Annotated in this window: 2 protein-coding genes; both read left to right on the forward strand. The window is 72.2% G+C overall.

Annotated features, from left to right (window positions below):
• Positions 1–99: 99 nt before the first annotated feature.
• A complete protein-coding gene (gene zapE, locus E2C05_RS31545; protein ID WP_133223549.1) occupies positions 100–1,272 on the forward strand; it encodes a cell division protein ZapE in 1,173 nt (390 codons plus the stop codon).
• Between the two features lie 243 nt (positions 1,273–1,515).
• On the forward strand, positions 1,516–1,715 hold a 200-nt coding region (locus E2C05_RS31550), incomplete at its 3' end, for a hypothetical protein (RefSeq protein WP_205083240.1).

Below are 1,715 nucleotides of genomic sequence, written 5' to 3' on the forward strand. Positions count from 1 at the left end.
CGGGCGCGGCGCCGGTCCCGCCGCCCCGGCGAATGCGGCACCGGCCCCCGCCGCCGGCGGTTGCCGATGCCGGCCACGGGGAGTATCCCCGGATGCCAAATGGACGCCAATTTCGGTACTCTGCCCGGCACGACCGCGCCGGACGGTCCCCTTCCCGCCTATCGCGCCCGGGTCGGCGCCGGCCTGCTGAAGCCCGACTCCGCCCAGGCCCTGGCCGCGGAAACCCTGCAGGACCTCTGGCGCCGCCTGCGCGGCTACGACCCGCATGTGGAGCCGCCGGAGTCCGGCGGGTTCCTGTCCCGCTTCCTGCGCCGCAAGCCGGCGCCGGAGATGGTGCACCAGGGCCCGATGGGCCTCTACCTGGTCGGGGAGGTCGGGCGCGGCAAGTCCATGCTGATGGACCTGTTCTTCGCCTGCGCCGAGGTGCCGCGGAAGAAGCGGATCCATTTCCACCAGTTCATGCAGGACTGCCACCAGCGCATCCATCGCTGGAAGCAGGCGCATCCCGGGGAAGCCGACCCGATCCCGCCGCTGGCCGACAGCATCGTGGCGGAGGCGGCGCTGCTCTGCTTCGACGAATTCCAGGTGCATGACATCACCGATGCCATGATCCTGGGCCGGCTGTTCGAGGCGCTGTTCGCCCGCGGCGTGGTGGTGGTGGCGACCAGCAACACCACGCCGGACGATCTGTTCAAGGGAAAGCCCGGCCGCGATGCCTTCCTGCCCTTCATCGCGCTGATCAAGCAGCACCTGAACGTGCTGCAGCTGGAGGCGGAGCGGGACTACCGCCGCGAGCGCATCCGCGGCCTGCCGACCTGGCACAGCCCGGCGGATGGCCGGGCCGAGCGGGCGCTGGACGCCGCCTTCCTGGAGCTGACCGGGCAGAAGCACGGCAAGCCCTGCCACCTGACCGTGCTCGGCCGGCAGGTCGAACTGCCGCAGGAAGCCCGCGGCGTGGTGCGCGCGGATTTCGAGGCGCTGTGCGGCAAGCCCCTGGGCCCGGCCGACTACCTGGCGCTGGCGACGCATTGCCACGCCCTGGTGCTGGACGGCGTGCCGCGCCTGGGGCCGGAGAATTTCGACCGCGCCCGGCGCTTCATCACGCTGGTGGATGCGCTGTACGAGCATCGCTGCAAGCTGGTCGCCTCCGCCGCTGCGCCGCCGGATTCGCTGTACGAGCAGGGCGAGAATGCCGCGATGTTCGAGCGCACGGCGAGCCGGCTGATGGAGATGCAGAGCCAGGACTACCTGGCGCTGGCGCATCTGACCTGACGCACCTGACCTGACGCGGCGTCCCGGCCGCGGCGCGGCCTTCGGCGCCCCTGGGGCAGGCGCATGGCCGTCATGCCCGGGTTCCGGCGCCCGCCGGCCGCGCCCGGCCGCGGCATTCGGCACTGCAGCATCCGGGCCCCCACCGCCGCCACGAAACCGCGCTGGTCCGGGGGTGGCTTGACACAAGGCGGAAACATCCGGACATAAGTCGCAGAATTCGTGAGGCTTCAAAAAGGAGACTCCATGCGGCATGTGATGCTGGCCTTGCTCGGCCTGTTGCTCCTCGTTCCGCCTGCGCTGGCCGGCAAGCGCGCCGACCCGGCGGATGCGGCACGGGCGGCGGTGGCCAAGCCGGCCGTCCAGGCCGCGAAGCCGAAGCTGGCGCAGCCGCAGCGCGGCCAGGCGCAGCGCGCCGTGCCGGGCGCAAGGCCGGTGGCGGCGGC

It is taken from the genome of Paracraurococcus ruber (assembly GCF_004353985.1).
In the GTDB taxonomy this organism is placed as follows: domain Bacteria; phylum Pseudomonadota; class Alphaproteobacteria; order Acetobacterales; family Acetobacteraceae; genus Paracraurococcus; species Paracraurococcus ruber.